Genomic DNA, 13,687 nt, shown 5'->3' with positions numbered 1-13,687 from the left:
GGCCGGGCACCCAACTCGCTCACGGCACAAGGCCGACCCGGCAGTCATGGGTGAACGGTAGCGTCCTCGTCGTGATCGAAGCCATGGAGTTTCTGGACATCCCCACGACCACCCTGGCCGACCTGCTGGGCCGCGAGCGGGTCATGGACATCGGCATACGACCGCTGTGGGATCCGGTACCGCGGATCGCCGGGCCGGCGTTCACCGTACGGTGCCCGCCGGGCGACAACCTGATGCTGCACGCGGCGATCCACCGGGCCGAGCCCGGCTCCGTGATCGTCGTGGAGTCGGGCGACCTGGACTACGCGCTGGCCGGCGGCAACGTCTGCGCCGTGGCCCGGCGCCGGGGCATCGCGGGCTTCGTCGCCGACGGGCTGATCCGCGACCTCGCCGAGGTACGGGAGATGCGCTTCCCGGTGTTCGCCCGGGGCGTCATCCCGATCCCGGCCGCCAAGTCCGCGGTGGCGCCGTTCGGCGAGCGGGTGCGCTGCGGCGGGGTGCCGGTGGACGCCGGTGACGTGGTGGTCGCCGACGAGGAGGGCGTCGTGGCCGTCCCCGGGGCCCGCCGCCGGGAGATCCTCACCGCCGCCCGCGCCAAGCTGGCCGAGGAGGCGACGCAGACACTGGACGACTGGGAGAGGGCTCATCGGTCTCGGATCGACGAGATCCTTGCCAGGGGCGGGTTCGAGGGGACGCTCTGATACCGCCGACGGTCCCTCGCGTCAGGGATTCGCGTCAGGGATGCCGTAGAAAGCGTTCGAGGATCAGGCGCAGGGTGGGGAGCTGTTCCGCGGGGCGGAAGGACGGGTCGGTGGCCGTGCTGGTGTAGAGGGCGGCGATGAGGGCCATGACCCACGCCGCCGTGTCGTCCGGGTCCAGGGCGGGATCGATCTGCCCGGCCGCCGCGGCCCGGCGCAGCAGCGCGGTGACGGTGGACCGCTCCTCGTCGTTGTCACGGCTCAGCAGCGCATCGAGTTCGGGGTCGCGGTAGGCCTGCACCATCGCCTCCATGACCAGGGCGGGGACGTGCGGCTCAGAATTGTTCACGGAAAGCGGCAGCGCCGGTCGCCGGTGCTCAGTGGCGGTACGCGGCTGTCGCGATCTCGACGAAGGATCGGATCAACGGGTTGGTGTCACCTTCGTTCCACGCCGCGACGACCCGGCTCGGCGCCATGTCGATCAGGGGTACCACGGCCAACTCCGCGGGCAGGTCGTGTCCGAGCGGGGCCAGGCCGATCGTGCCGTTCCACAGCACGGCCTGCAGGCATTCCTGGACGGCGCGCACGACTGGGCCCTCGCGCGGCCTGTCGCCGTTCCAGTACGACTGCCAGAGGGGGTCAGTGCCCTGCGGGAACTGGAACCAACGGCGGTCGCTCAGCTCGGCAAGCCGCAGCCGGTCGCGGCGGGCCAGCGGATCGTCGGCGCGCAGGACCACGCCGACCGGATCGGTGCGCAGCGCACGCACCGTCAGGGCCGTCTCGTCGAACGGTGCCCGGGTCAGGGCGATGTCGACCAGTCCGGCGCGCAGCCCGCACGTCGGGTCGGTCAGGTCGGTGTCGCGGATGCGGATGTCGATGCCGGGATGGCTTCGGCGGTAGGCGTCGGCCAGCCTGGTCACTCCCGGGTCTGTGCCGTCGCCCAGGATGCCGACGGTGAGGGTCGCGACGCCGGCCGCCGCGCTGACGCGTACACGGACGCGGTCGGCATGCTCGAGCAGAGCCCGCGCCTCGTCGAGCAGCACCAGGCCCACCGACGTGAGCGTGACGCCGGTGGGCGAGCGGGCGAAGAGCAGGGCCCCGACGTCGGCCTCCAACTGCTTGATCGCCCGGCTCAGCGGCGGCTGACTCATGTGCAGTCGGGTGGCGGCCCGGCCGAAGTGGAGTTCCTCGGCGACCGCCACGAAGTAGCGCAAGATCCGTAGCTCCACGCTGCAACGATACCCACGAGGTATCGGTTCCGCGGGATGGGTCTTGGACACCGGCAGGCCCCTGGCGGTGCACTCGTGAGCATGACCGAAGAAGTCAGGACCAGCGAGCCGCAGGCCCACCCCACCGTATCGGTGGTGGGTCCCGGCGACGGCGAGACGATCATTCTGGGCACCACGCGCATGCGCGTCCTGGAGGACGGCAGCCACACCGGGCACCGCCTCGCGATCGCCGAGTCCGTCCTCGCCCCGCACACCCAGGGACCGCCGCAGCACCGCCATGCCCGCCACGACGAGGGCTTCTACATCCTCTCCGGCACCGTCCGGTTCACCGTCAGGGACGAGGACCACGACGCCACCGCGGGCACGCTCGTGATGGTTCCGCCCGGCACCCCCCACACCTTCGCCAACCCGACCGACCAACCCGCCGTCATGCTCAGCACCTTCACCCCCGACCTGTACGTGCAGTACTTCCGAGACCTCCAGAAGGTGCTCGCCGCCGGCCGACCGCTGACGCCACAGACCAACATCGACACGATGAGCCGCTACGCGACCGAACCCGCCACCGACCTCACCTGAGGCCGACGGGTGGAACGGCCGGCCGCCGTCTTCAATCGACAGGTCCCCGTGAACCGGTGACCCATGAACGGGAATCATGAACATCGTCTACTGGATCGTCGCGGGACTTCTCGCCCTGTTCTACTTCTACGCGGGCACGCTGAAGGTGACCCGCAGCCGCGATCAACTGCGGCCGATGATGGCCTGGGTCGACCGCATCCCCTTGCCCGCCCTCAGGGCCCTGGGGACGGTCGAAATAGTCGGCGCGACCGGCCTGGTCCTACCACCGCTGACCGGCATCGCACCCTCGCTGGCGATGGCCGCGGCCATCGGCTTCGTCCTCCTTCAGACCGGTGCGATCGCCGTCCACCTCACCGGAGAAGACCGCCGGATCGCACTCAACGTCGGGCTCACCGCCACCGCGGCCGCGACCATCTGGCTCTCCACCACCCTGTGACCGAGCACAGCCCTCGGCACCTCCTCGGGTGCACTGAGGCGCGCACGCGGTCAGGGGCCCGTCGGCGTCAGGTCCTGCAAGCCCACCACCTGCAGCAACTGCAAGCGCTCGTACGACTCTGTGCCTGGGCGAGCCGTGTGGATGACGAGTTGCTGGTTGTGGTCGGAGTTGACGAGGACCTCGCAGTCGAGTTCGAGGATGCCGATCGTCGGGTGCCGGAAGCGTTTCGTGGCGGCGCGGCGTACGGCGACCTCGTGTTCGTCCCAAAGGTGGGCGAACTCCTCGCTCGCCGTGCGTAGTTCGGCGACGAGGGCGGCGGGTTCGGGGTCCGTGGGGCGGGCCGAGGCCACCGCTCGCAGCGCGGCGACCTGCTCGCGGGCGCGCTTTGGGCGGTCCTCGGGCGGGAACAGCTCCTGGGCCGCCGGGTCCAGGAAGAAGCGGCGGATCATGTTGCGTCCTCGGGGCGGGCGGGCGAGGACATCTCCGCTCAGCACCCGCGACAGCGCGTTCTGGGCCAGGACCTCGCCGCAGTCGGTCACCACCATCGCCGGGGTGTCGTGCAGCCGGTCCAGCACCAGGAGCAGGCCCGGGCGCACGTGCGTGCTGGTCGCCTCCCCGCGCGGCGGCTGTTCACCGGTGAGGTGGAAGAGGTGGTCGCGTTCGTCCTCCGTCAGGCGCAGGGCACGGGCCAGCGCGGTGAGCATCTGGCGGGACGGGCGCGGGCCCCGGGACTGTTCCATCCGCGTGTAGTAGTCCACGGACATGCCGGCGAGCTGGGCCACCTCCTCGCGGCGCAGCCCCGGCGTCCGGCGTCGGGCTCCGGCCGTGAGGCCCACGTCGGAGGGGCCGAGGCGGGCGCGAGCGCGGCGCAGGAAGTCGGCGAGTTCGGCTCGGTTCACCTCTCCAGGGTGCGGGAGGCCGGCCGGCTTATCCAGGGACTTGCGATCCCCTGATGCGGAGGTCTCTCCCGGTCGTCCCCGCATCCGCCGAGGCTGGTCGTCAACGACAGGCGACACCGTGCGTGAGGAGCACATGATGCTGACTTTGGTGACCGGTACGACGGGACAGGTCGGACGCCGCTTCGTGCCGAGGCTGCTGGCCCAGCGGCAGTCGGGCGAGCAGGTGCGGGTCCTGGTGCGGGACGCGGCCCGCGGCGAGCGCTTCGCGGAGCTGGGCGCCCACGTCGCCGTAGGAGATATGCGCGACGAGGAGACACTCGGCAAGGCGCTCGCCGGTGTGGACGCCGTCGTGAACGTCGCCGCCTCCTTCCGCGGGGTGCCGGACGAGGAGGCGTGGGCCGTCAACCGGGATGCCGCGGTGGCCCTGGGCCGCGCCGCGCAGGCCTCCGGTGTGGAGCGGTTCGTGCAGGTCAGCACGAACAATGTGTACGGCGTCGGACGGGGCCGCCCGCTGACTGAGGAGGACGAAAGCCGGCCGGGCGGCGAGATGTGGGGCGCCTACCCCGAGTCCAAGGCCGAGGCCGAGCGTGAACTGCTCGCGCTCAAGGGCCTGGACGTACGCATCGGGCGGCTCCCCTTCGTCTACGGTGAGGGCGACCCGCACCTCGCCAACGTCTTGCACTGGGCTGCCGGTTGGGCGCCGCACCAGCGCCTGCAGATGGCCCACCACGCGGATGTCGCCCAGGGTCTGATGCGTTTGCTGTACGCGCCGGGTATCGCCGGCCGGATCTACAACATCGCCGATGATGCCCCCGTCACGACGGTCGAGCTGTACCAGCTCAACGGAGTCGAGGTGCCCGCCGGGCTCCATGAACTCACGGACTCCGACCCGTGGTTCGGGATCGTGTCCACCCAGCGGATCCGCCGCGAGCTCGGCTTTCGACCCATCTACCCGAGCGTCTGGACGGCCCGGGACGCCGGGGCCCTGTGACGGTCACTGCGCCCGGTCCGTCCACCCCTGTCATTCGCCCAACCAGCATCCGGCTGCCGGAACTCTTCAGGACTCGCTTACGCATGACCGGGACCCAGCCGCACCTGCCTGCGGAAGCGGGGGACTGCCTACGCGTCGCAGAGACAGGACCACACCGAGGTTGGAGCACACGGGTGGACCTCGGCGTGGTGTGGCGCACTATTGCAAGCGGGTGCTTGCAATAGTTAGCGCGGGTGGTGCAAGGTGGACGTATGGCATCTCTCAACGTCGGCAACCTCGGTGACTACCTGCGTGAGCAGCGGCGTACCGCGCAGCTCTCGCTCAGGCAGCTCGCCGACGCCGCCGGGGTGTCCAATCCGTATCTGAGCCAGATCGAGCGCGGGCTGCGCAAGCCGAGCGCGGAGGTGTTGCAGCAGGTCGCCAAGGCCCTGCGGATCTCCGCCGAGACGCTGTACGTGCGGGCCGGCATTCTCGACGCCGAGCGGGACCGGGACGAGGTGGAGACACGTGCGGTCCTCCTCGCCGATCCCACGCTGAACGAGCGGCAGAAGCAGGTGCTGCTCCAGATCTACGAGTCGTTCCGCAAGGAGAACGGGTTCGGGATCGGCGAAGCGGGTGACGAGGGCGTGGCCCACTGGACGGATGAATACGCTCAGGCCACCGCTCCCGGTGACGATGCTCTGAGTGACGGTGTCCTGGGCACCCAGGACGGCGACCCCGTCGTACGAGAGAACGGTCCGGCGGACGGACGCGAGTCCCTCCGTCGTACCCGCACGACCGGCGCCAGCGACGCCGATCCGCAGCAGACGGCCAGTTGAGCCGGACCAGGGCGCCGGCCGCCTGACTGCGGACCACAAAACCCTCAGCCGAACGCGAATCCGGGAGGACCAACACCATGGCCATCACCGACGACCTGCGCAAGACCCTCAGCGACCCGACTCCGCTCTACTTCGCCGCCGGCACCGCCGACCTGGCTCTTCAGCAGGCCAAGAAGGTGCCCGGTCTGGTCGAGCAGCTGCGCGCCGAGGCCCCTGCGCGGATCGAGGCCGTGCGCAACACCGACCCCAGGACCGTGCAGGAGAAGGCCCAGGCCCGTGCCAAGGAGGCCAGTGTCAAGGCCAAGGAGGCGCAGGAGAGCATCCAGGCGAAGGTCGGCGAGTTCTTCGGCACCCTCGACGGTGACCTCAAGAAGCTCGGCAGCACCCTCGACGCCGACCTGAAGAAGCTCGGCGAGAGCGCCCAGGACTTCGCCCTGCGCGGTGTCGGCGTCGCCGCCGAGTACGCCGTCAAGGCCCGCGAGACCTACGAGAAGGTCGCCGAGCACGGCGAGCAGACCGTGCGGACCTGGCGCGGTGAGGCCGCCGAGGAGATCGAGGACCTGGCGATCGCCGTCGAGCCGTCCGCCGAGCCGAGCGCTCAGCCGAAGCCGACGCCCGCCGCGGCCAAGCCCGAGCCGAAGACCGCCGCCGTCAAGTCCGAGCCGAAGCCCGCCGTGGTCCGGACCGTGCCGAAGCCGGCCGAGACCAAGACGGTGCCCGCGCCGGCGAAGCGGCCGGAGGCGAAGCCGGCGGAGGCGAAGAAGCCGGAGGCGAAGAAGGCCCCGGCCCGCAAGGCCACCCCGACCAGCACCGCGAAGAAGACCACGCCGCCCGCCAAGTGAGGCATCGCGGTACGGATCACGGGCCGGGCACTCTTGGAGTGCCCGGCCCGTTCTGCGGGTAGCGGCGTCCTGGGAAACGGGTACGGTGACCGCGTGACGACAAGCCGAGTCTGGTGGTGGACGAAGTGCTGATGCAGGGTTTCGCAGGGTTCATGTGGCTGCTGAGCGTCGCCCTGATCCTTTTCAGCGCCTTCGCGCTGATCGACGCCGCCACGCGTCGCGAGGACGCCTACCGCGCGGCCGACAAGAAGACCAAGCCCTTCTGGCTGATCGTCCTGGGTCTCGCCTTCGTGGTGAACCTGATCTTCAACATCCTGTCGTTCCTGCCGATCATCGGTCTGATCGCGACGATCGTGTACATGGTCGACGTACGACCGGCCCTGCGGGGCCTGCCGGGCGGGGGCCGCAGCCGACGCGGTGGCTCCAGCAGCGACGGTCCGTACGGCCCGTACAACGGCGGCCGCTGAGGCGCTCCGAAGGGGATGTGCCGGAGGTGACGTGCCGGAAGTGACGTGACCGGGTGTCGCTCAGCCCGTCCGGTCCAGCAGCAGCACCGCCACGTCGTCCGTCAGCTCGCCGCCGTTGAGGTGGCGCGCCTCGTTCACGGTGGCCCGCAGCAGTGCCTCTCCGTGCAGGCCCGCGGCGAGTTGCCGGCGGACCATCTCCACCATGCCGTCCTGGCCGAGCCGCTCCCGGCCCTGGCCGATATGGCCCTCGATCAGACCGTCGGTGTAGAGCATCAGGCTCCACTCGGGACCCAGCTCCACCTGCGTCCGCGGCCACCGGGCGCCGGGCAGCAGGCCGAGGGCGGGGCCGTTGTTCTCGTACGGGAGCAGTCGTGCGGGCCGGCCGGGGCGGGCGATGAGCGGGGCCGGGTGGCCCGCCAGGCACAGGCCCGCGCGGCGGCCGTCGGGGGCGATGTCCACCGTGCACAGCGTCGCGAAGATCTCGTCGTCGGAACGCTCGTGTTCCAGGACCTGCTGGAGCGTGCCAAGCAGCTGGTCGCCGCAGAGACCGGCCAGTGTCAGCGCCCGCCAGGCGATACGCATCTCGACGCCGAGCGCCGCCTCGTCCGGGCCGTGCCCGGAGACGTCACCGATCATCGCGTGGACCGTGCCGTCCGGGGTGCGGACCGTGTCGTAGAAGTCGCCGCCGAGCAGGGCGCGGGAACGGCCCGGCCGGTAACGGGCGGCGAAGCGGAGCGAGGAGCCCTCCAGGAGGGGCGTGGGCAGCAGGCCGCGTTCCAGGCGGCGGTTCTCCTGGGCGCGCATCCGGCCCTCGGCGAGCCGACGCTCGGCCGTGTCGGAACGCTTGCGCTCCACCGCGTACCGGATCGCCCGGCTCAGCAGCCGGCCGTCCAGCTCGTCCCGGAACAGGTAGTCCTGGGCGCCCACCCGCACCGCTTCGGCGCCACGCTCGGCGTCGCCGGACGCGGTGAGCGCGAGGACGGCGTGCCGGGGCGCGAGCTCCAGCACACGCCGGAGTACGGCGAGCTCGTCGTCGCCCTCGGCCCGGCCGGCGGCGGGCAGCGCGAGGTCCAGCAGGATGCAGTGGACGTCGTCGGTGAGCAGCCGCGCCGCTTCGGTGAGGTTGCGGGCGGTGCGTACCCGGATCGGCTTGCCGGCCGAGTCCCGCAACTCGGGCACCGCCGTGGAGCCGCCGGGGTCGTCCTCGATCACCAGCAGGGTGAGGCTGGTGCCGGTGGGGGCGATGACGCCGGAGGGTTTGGGTGCGCCGGTGCCAGTGCCGGTGCCGGTGCCGGTGCCAGTACCGGTGCTGGTGGCGGCGGCGGTGCTTGCGCTGGCGGCGGGGCCGCTGGGGCCGCTGATGCCGCCGAGCGAGCCGGGCCCGCCGGGCTGGCCGGTCGCGTCGGTCCGGCCGGCCGGGCGTGTGCCGTCGGCGGAGCCGCTCGGGTCGGCCGGGCCATCAGGGCCGGTCATGGCGGTGGCGGTGGCAGCGATGCGGCCGGTGGGCTCGGTCGCGGTGCTCCCGGGCGGGGCCGGCTCACGCGGGGCCCCTTCCTTCGAGGGGCCGGTGCCTGAGGACGCGGCCTGCGCCTGACCACTCTCCACGGCCGGGATCGCTCTCTGCCGCGGTACGGGTACGGGCATCGTCTTGGGTTCCTTCCCTCCCCCCGAGGGCATGGCAGGGCGAGGGACCTCGACCTACCGACGGGGACCATAGCGGTAGTCGGCGCCGCAACGGAATGGCGTACGGCACGCTGCCCGCACGCTGGCCGCTGTCATATGCCGCGTTCCGTACCGCAGTTGGACAGGTCGGCTGCCGCGCCGGAATGACGAACGTCACGTCGGCGACAGGTTTGAGGTGCGCCAGATCACGTGGGAGAGGCCACCCGCTCACGCACCCGCCCGCACCGCCCCGCGCCCGCTCACCCACCCGACGCCGTCACGCCGCGCACCCTCACGCGCCCGGCCGCACCACACCCAGTATCGGCATCGTCCCCGCTCCGGCGAGGGTCACCGTCCGCCCCGGCCGCGGGGCGTGCACGATCGCGCCGTCGCCCACGTACATCGCGACATGGCTGGCGTCGTCGAAGTAGATGATGAGGTCTCCGGGGCGCATGTCCTTGACGGGCACGTGCTTCAGCTGCTTCCACTGCTCCTGCGAGGTGCGGGGGATCGCGTGGCCGGCGCTCGCCCAGGCCTGTGAGGTCAGTCCGGAGCAGTCGTACGTCTTCGGGCCCTCGGCACCCCATTCGTACGGTTTGCCCATCTGGGCCGTGGCGAACTTCACCGCCTTCTCGCCCTGGGCGGAGGCGTCGTCCTTGATCTCGCCGAGGATGCCGGAGTCGACCCAGGCGGTCTGCGCCTTCTGCGCGGCCTTCCTCTCCAGCTCGGCGAGGCGCTCCTTCTCCTTCTTCTCCAGCTGGGACTCGAGCTTCTCGGCCGCCGAGATCTGCTTCTCGATCTCCTTCTTGGCCGCCGCCTTGGCCTTGCGGCCCGCTTCCAGCTTCTTCCACTGGGCGGAGGCGTCCTTGGAGTACTGCTCCAGGTCCTGCTGGGTGCGGGACATGTCCCCGATCAGGCCCTTGGTCGCACGGTGGCCCTGGATCACCCGGCCCGCACCGTCCAGGAACTGCTGAGGGTTGTCGCTGAGCATCAGCCTGGCCTCGTCCGGCAGTCCGCCACCGCGGTACTGGGAGCGGGCCGCGGCGCCCGCGCGGTCCTTCAGCCGGTCCAGTTTCTTCTGGCCCTCGACGATCTTCTTGGCCAGTGCCACGATGTCGGCCGACTGCTTCTCGGCCTTCTCCTCGGCGGCGTTGTACGCGTCCGTGGCGACCGCCGCGTCGTGATACAGCTCGTCCAGCTTCTTGCGTACGGCCTCGAGGTCCTTGTCCCGCGGGGCCGCCGCGGGCGAGGTCGTGGTCGAGGACGGTGTGGGGGCCGGTGTGGGGGCCGGAGCCGCGAACGCCGTACCCGGCGCCGCCAGCACGGTGACCGCGCAGACGACGGTCACGGCCGCCGTGATCAACCCTCGCTTGCCCGCTCGCATACGTGTGCCCCCAAAAACTGATTTACCGTCAGTAACATACGGACGCCAGGGGATCGTGTCACGTAGGCGTGCAGAACGACAGAGGTCGTCGCGCGCGTCGACCGGCCGAGTTCCTCCCCCCTCCCCGTCCCCCGTGGCATCTCCCCGCCTGTGTGACGAACGGTTCACGGAGATCGTTCCCGGCGCGCCGGAAAGCCGGCCGGGTCAGGTGTGAGGCGCCAACGCCTCCCAGGCCACGGTCACTTCACCCTGCCGCCAGCGTGCCGGTCCGTCCGTCACCGGCCAGTCGGCCGTGAGGTCCCGCACCGCCCGGAGCCAGCGTTGGCGGGCGCCGTAGGAGGCGTAGGGGGCCGCGGCGGCCCAGGCGCGGTCGAAGTCGCGCAGGAAGGTGTGCACCGGTTCACCGGGGATGTTGCGGTGGATGAGCGCCTTCGGCAGCCGTTCCGCGAGGTCCGAGGGGCGCTCCAGGGAACCCAGCCGGGTCGCGAAGGTGACCGTGCGCGGCCCCTGCGGACCGAGCGCCACCCACACGTGCCGGCGCCCGATCTCGTCGCAGGTCCCCTCGACGAGCAGCCCGCCACGGGAGTGCCCGGCGGCCGGGGCGAGGCGGGCGCACAGCCGCTCCCACACGGCGGCGACCTCGCCCTCGTCGTACTGGCGCAGCACGTTGGCGGCCCGGATGAGCAGCGGCCGCCCGGGCACCGGGATCTCGAAGCCGCCGTGCCGGAACACGAGTCCGTCCCGTTCGTACGGCCGTGCCGCCGCCACCCGTGCCGGTTCGATCTCGACGCCGACCACCCGTGCGCGGGGCGCTGCCGTGCGCAGCCGGGTGAGGAGTTCGACCGCCGTCCAGGGGGCGGCGCCGTAGCCGAGGTCGACGGCCACGGGGTCGACGGCGCGGCGCAGCTCGGCCCCGTGCGTGGCCGCGATCCAGCGGTCCATGCGGCGGAGGCGATTGGGATGGGTGGTCCCGCGCGTGACCGTGCCCACGGGGCGGGTCGCTGCGCGGGATGTCATGGCTATGAGGGTATGCGGCCGTGTGCACAAGCACTCAGCCCACTGGCTTCGGCGTAGGGCCCTGACCGCACGCCCCACGCGCCCCATCCTCGAACGGTTGAGCGAAAGCCGGTAATACCTCGGCAAAAACCCTCCCGCCCGGAATGGGAACCCCTCACTCCGGCGTTGCCGTCCTTGGAGCGTGCACCGCACCCTCCGTTCGGCCTGCCCGCAGCTAGGAGGAGCCACGTGAGCCAGTACGTCAGCAGGCTCGGGCGACGCTCTGTGGCGGCACCCACGCGACTGCGGCTACCGCACCGTCGCCCCCGCCGCGTCGCCATGCTCTCCGTGCACACCTCACCGCTCCACCAGCCCGGCACCGGCGACGCCGGCGGCATGAACGTCTACATCGTGGAGCTCGCGCAGCGCCTCGCCGCGATCAACATCGAGGTGGAGATCTTCACGCGCGCGACGACGGCCGCTCTCCCGCCGACCGTCGAACTCGCGCCCGGCGTCCTGGTCCGGCACGTCGACGCGGGCCCCTACGAGGGCCTCGCCAAGGAGGAGCTCCCCGCCCAGCTGTGCGCCTTCACGCACGGCGTGATGCAGGCCTGGGCCGGCCACCGCCCCGGGTACTACGACCTCGTGCACTCCCACTACTGGCTCTCCGGCCACGTCGGCTGGCTCGCCGCCCAGCGCTGGGGCGTCCCCCTGGTGCACGCCATGCACACCATGGCCAAGGTCAAGAACGCCAACCTCGCCGACGGCGACACCCCCGAACCCGCCGCCCGCGTCATCGGCGAGACCCAGATCGTCGCCGCCGCCGACCGCCTGATCGCGAACACGGACGAGGAGCGCGAGGAACTCGTACGGCACTACGCCGCCGACCCCGCCGACGTAGCCGTGGTCCACCCCGGCGTGAACCTCGACCGCTTCCGCCCCGCCGACGGCCGCGCCGCCGCCCGCGCCCGTCTCGGCCTCCCGCAGGACGCCCTGGTCCCCCTCTTCGCCGGCCGCATCCAGCCCTTGAAGGCGCCGGACGTGCTGCTGCGCGCGGTCGCGGTCCTCCTCGACGAGCGTCCCGACCTGCGCTCGCAGATCGTCGTCCCGGTCGTCGGCGGCCTCAGCGGCAGCGGTCTCGCCAAGCCGGAGGGCCTGCAGAAGCTGGCATCCCGGCTCGGCATCGCGGATGTCGTACGGTTCCAGCCGCCCGTCGGCCAGGAGCAGCTCGCCGACTGGTTCCGGGCCGCGTCGGTGCTCGTCATGCCGTCCTACAGCGAGTCCTTCGGCCTGGTCGCCATAGAGGCGCAGGCGGCCGGAACGCCGGTGCTCGCCGCCGCGGTCGGCGGACTTCCGGTGGCCGTACGCGACGAACAGACGGGTGTGCTCGTACGAGGACACAATCCCGCCGACTACGCGCGCGTGCTGCGCGACTTCGCCGACGACCCCTCGCGCCCGGCGCGGATGGGCGAGGCCGCCGCCCGGCACGCGCAGTCCTTCGGCTGGGACACCGCGGCCGCCGCCACGGCGGACGTCTACACGGCCGCGACCCAGTCGTACCGCCGTCGCGTACGCTCCCACCATGGCTGATGCAGAGAAAACGGCGCAGGTCATCGAGGGTTTCCTGAAGGACGCCGAACTCGACTGGGAGAGCCCGCAGCCCGGCAACTACGTCGTGAAACTCCCCGGCACCCGCAAGCTGTCGACGACGGTCTCCCTCCTCGTGGGCCGGCACTCCCTGTCCCTGAACGCCTTCGTCATCCGCCACCCCGACGAGAACGAGTCAGGCGTCCACCGCTGGCTCCTGGAGCGCAACCTCAAGCTGTACGGCGTGAGTTACGCCGTCGACCCGCTCGGCGACGTCTACGTCACCGGCAAGTTCCCCCTCGCCACTGTCACCGCCGACGAGATCGACCGCCTGTTCGGGCAGGTCCTGGAGGCATCGGACGGCAGCTTCAACACCCTTCTGGAGCTGGGGTTCGCCTCCGCCATCCGCAAGGAGTACGCCTGGCGGGTGTCCCGGGGCGAGTCGACGCGCAACCTGGACGCGTTCGCGCACCTCACACAGCGGTCGGCCGACTGACCCCGGGCTGCCACGTCAGTTCCGGTGCGGCGGCAGGGAGGAGTCCGGCTCGGGCCCGTCGGTGGGGTCGGGGTCGTCGGCGGACCCGCCGGACGATCCGTCGGGCTGGTCGAGCTTGTCGGCGAACGCGCGCAGGGCGTCGGCCAGTTCCTTCTTGGTGGGCAGCTCGTCGACCTTCCGGTCGAGCTCCGCGACCCGCCGGTTGAGCTCCTCCAGGTCGGTGCCCGCGGGCGGGGTGGCCGGCGGCTCGGAAGGCTGACCGGGGTCGTCCGGGCTGGTCGGGCTGGGGGCGGGGTCGCTTCCGGTGTCGCCGCCGCTCGCGCCGGCCGTGCCGCCCGGGTCGCTGCCCTCGTCGCCGGGGTCGGTGGTCGGCGGGTCGGTGAAGACCGCACTGGGGCTGGGGGACGGCGAAGGGCCGTCGTCCGAGGCGGCCGCGAGAGCGGCTCCGACGCTTAAGGCCACCAGGGCGGCCGCGCCCGCTACGGCGGTGGAGACCCGCCGGAGTCTCAGAACGCGCTGACGGTTGTCGGTGTTCAGGGTGCTCTGGGTGTTCTGTGAGTCGTCCATGGAGTGACGCTAGGTGGCTCTTACCGGTGGACGGACGAC

Annotated in this window: 16 protein-coding genes; 9 read left to right on the top strand and 7 right to left on the bottom strand. The window is 71.6% G+C overall.

What is annotated here, in order from left to right; genetic code table 11:
• Window positions 1–71 precede the first annotated feature (71 nt).
• Window positions 72–701: an RraA family protein gene (locus tag ACFYRY_RS22175; protein WP_389148066.1), complete on the top strand. Its 630-nt coding sequence runs from the start codon at window positions 72–74 to the stop codon at window positions 699–701.
• A gap of 34 nt (window positions 702–735) precedes the next feature.
• On the opposite strand, the gene ACFYRY_RS22170 is transcribed toward ACFYRY_RS22175, so the two are convergent.
• Complete coding sequence (locus ACFYRY_RS22170; RefSeq protein WP_389148064.1) at window positions 736–1,047, bottom strand: TetR family transcriptional regulator C-terminal domain-containing protein; 312 nt, start codon at window positions 1,045–1,047, stop codon at window positions 736–738.
• Window positions 1,048–1,075: 28 nt separating this feature from the next.
• Window positions 1,076–1,927, bottom strand: a complete 852-nt coding sequence (locus ACFYRY_RS22165) for a LysR family transcriptional regulator (protein ID WP_389148061.1) — start codon at window positions 1,925–1,927, stop codon at window positions 1,076–1,078.
• A gap of 81 nt (window positions 1,928–2,008) precedes the next feature.
• On the opposite strand from ACFYRY_RS22165, the gene ACFYRY_RS22160 reads away from it, so the two are divergent.
• Together ACFYRY_RS22160 and ACFYRY_RS22155 are read left to right on the top strand one after the other, a co-directional pair.
• On the top strand, window positions 2,009–2,503 hold the full coding sequence (locus ACFYRY_RS22160; RefSeq protein WP_389148058.1) for a cupin domain-containing protein: 495 nt from the start codon (window positions 2,009–2,011) through the stop codon (window positions 2,501–2,503).
• Window positions 2,504–2,579: 76 nt separating this feature from the next.
• Window positions 2,580–2,939 (top strand): DoxX family protein, encoded by a 360-nt coding sequence (locus ACFYRY_RS22155; RefSeq protein ID WP_389148055.1) that lies wholly within the window; start codon window positions 2,580–2,582, stop codon window positions 2,937–2,939.
• 50 nt (window positions 2,940–2,989) lie between these two features.
• On the opposite strand, the gene ACFYRY_RS22150 is transcribed toward ACFYRY_RS22155, so the two are convergent.
• A complete protein-coding gene (locus tag ACFYRY_RS22150) occupies window positions 2,990–3,838 on the bottom strand; it encodes a helix-turn-helix transcriptional regulator (RefSeq protein WP_389148052.1) in 849 nt (282 codons plus the stop codon).
• A 136-nt stretch (window positions 3,839–3,974) separates the two neighbouring features.
• On the opposite strand from ACFYRY_RS22150, the gene ACFYRY_RS22145 reads away from it, so the two are divergent.
• The 4 genes from ACFYRY_RS22145 to ACFYRY_RS22130 all read left to right on the top strand — a co-directional run bounded on the left by ACFYRY_RS22145 (window position 3,975) and on the right by ACFYRY_RS22130 (window position 6,956).
• Window positions 3,975–4,829: an NAD-dependent epimerase/dehydratase family protein gene (locus ACFYRY_RS22145; protein WP_389148414.1), complete on the top strand. Its 855-nt coding sequence runs from the start codon at window positions 3,975–3,977 to the stop codon at window positions 4,827–4,829.
• Window positions 4,830–5,080: 251 nt separating this feature from the next.
• Window positions 5,081–5,647 carry a helix-turn-helix domain-containing protein gene (locus tag ACFYRY_RS22140; protein WP_389148050.1) on the top strand — a complete coding sequence of 189 codons (567 nt, stop codon included), beginning with the start codon at window positions 5,081–5,083 and terminating at the stop codon, window positions 5,645–5,647.
• 77 nt (window positions 5,648–5,724) lie between these two features.
• Entirely contained in the window at window positions 5,725–6,489 is a 765-nt protein-coding gene (locus ACFYRY_RS22135) for a hypothetical protein (RefSeq protein WP_389148047.1), read from the top strand.
• A 131-nt stretch (window positions 6,490–6,620) separates the two neighbouring features.
• Window positions 6,621–6,956, top strand: coding sequence for a DUF2516 family protein (locus ACFYRY_RS22130; RefSeq protein ID WP_389148044.1), 336 nt, complete (start codon window positions 6,621–6,623; stop codon window positions 6,954–6,956).
• Between the two features lie 60 nt (window positions 6,957–7,016).
• On the opposite strand, the gene ACFYRY_RS22125 is transcribed toward ACFYRY_RS22130, so the two are convergent.
• The 3 genes from ACFYRY_RS22125 to ACFYRY_RS22115 all read right to left on the bottom strand — a co-directional run bounded on the left by ACFYRY_RS22125 (window position 7,017) and on the right by ACFYRY_RS22115 (window position 11,019).
• Complete coding sequence (locus ACFYRY_RS22125) at window positions 7,017–8,600, bottom strand: SpoIIE family protein phosphatase (protein WP_389148041.1); 1,584 nt, start codon at window positions 8,598–8,600, stop codon at window positions 7,017–7,019.
• A 310-nt stretch (window positions 8,601–8,910) separates the two neighbouring features.
• Window positions 8,911–10,002: an NlpC/P60 family protein gene (locus tag ACFYRY_RS22120; RefSeq protein WP_389148038.1), complete on the bottom strand. Its 1,092-nt coding sequence runs from the start codon at window positions 10,000–10,002 to the stop codon at window positions 8,911–8,913.
• 204 nt (window positions 10,003–10,206) lie between these two features.
• Entirely contained in the window at window positions 10,207–11,019 is an 813-nt protein-coding gene (locus tag ACFYRY_RS22115) for a class I SAM-dependent methyltransferase (RefSeq protein ID WP_389148035.1), read from the bottom strand.
• A 228-nt stretch (window positions 11,020–11,247) separates the two neighbouring features.
• Between ACFYRY_RS22115 and mshA the strand changes: the two genes are divergently transcribed.
• Window positions 11,248–12,588: a D-inositol-3-phosphate glycosyltransferase gene (gene mshA / locus ACFYRY_RS22110; protein WP_389148033.1), complete on the top strand. Its 1,341-nt coding sequence runs from the start codon at window positions 11,248–11,250 to the stop codon at window positions 12,586–12,588.
• Window positions 12,581–13,081, top strand: coding sequence for a YbjN domain-containing protein (locus ACFYRY_RS22105; RefSeq protein WP_389148030.1), 501 nt, complete (start codon window positions 12,581–12,583; stop codon window positions 13,079–13,081). Before mshA ends, ACFYRY_RS22105 begins: the two co-directional genes overlap by 8 nt.
• Before the next feature lie 15 nt (window positions 13,082–13,096).
• On the opposite strand, the gene ACFYRY_RS22100 is transcribed toward ACFYRY_RS22105, so the two are convergent.
• Complete coding sequence (locus ACFYRY_RS22100; RefSeq protein WP_389148027.1) at window positions 13,097–13,648, bottom strand: hypothetical protein; 552 nt, start codon at window positions 13,646–13,648, stop codon at window positions 13,097–13,099.
• Between the last annotated feature and the right edge of the window lie 39 nt (window positions 13,649–13,687).

This window comes from Streptomyces sp. NPDC005263, assembly GCF_042872365.1.
In the GTDB taxonomy this organism is placed as follows: domain Bacteria; phylum Actinomycetota; class Actinomycetes; order Streptomycetales; family Streptomycetaceae; genus Streptomyces.
The sequence above is the reverse complement of the archived record's forward strand: the minus strand, read 5'-3'. Positions and strand labels throughout refer to the sequence as shown.